Below are 403 nucleotides of genomic sequence, written 5' to 3' on the forward strand. Positions count from 1 at the left end.
TAAAAATCGAACCCCATTTTTCCTATGCAGGTAATGATACCCTGACAGTTGAAAACCGGAGCGAGGGCTACCTGAACCGTGAAGACCATGTTTTTGACTGGCGAATAAGGTACGATATCTCTTACAAAGTAATAACAAATTGGAAGATCGACTACAGTTACGATTACACTTACAAATGGAAAACCAGAGAGCAGCTGCCTGACGGAAACTATACCACGGTCACGCATTATGATACGTCAGGTGGTTCAGACTCTCAAACTGTAAGCAAAGTCAATACCGAATCACTTTCCCATACAGAAACCGAAGCTGAAAAACTGACCGTAATCTACCACAAGCGACCTCCGGCAGGCGGTTACGTAGGATTGTCAACCTATTCTGACCCCATTGAAAGAGAATACAGGGA

The 403-nt window shown here is 43.9% G+C and carries 1 protein-coding gene; it reads left to right on the forward strand.

Translation table 11 applies throughout. From position 1 onward, the window contains the following. On the forward strand, positions 1–403 hold a 403-nt coding region (locus EQO05_RS15245), incomplete at both ends, for a hypothetical protein (RefSeq protein WP_164888590.1).

Origin of the sequence: Methanosarcina sp. MSH10X1 (genome assembly GCF_004099695.1) — an archaeon.
In the GTDB taxonomy this organism is placed as follows: Archaea; Halobacteriota; Methanosarcinia; order Methanosarcinales; family Methanosarcinaceae; genus Methanosarcina.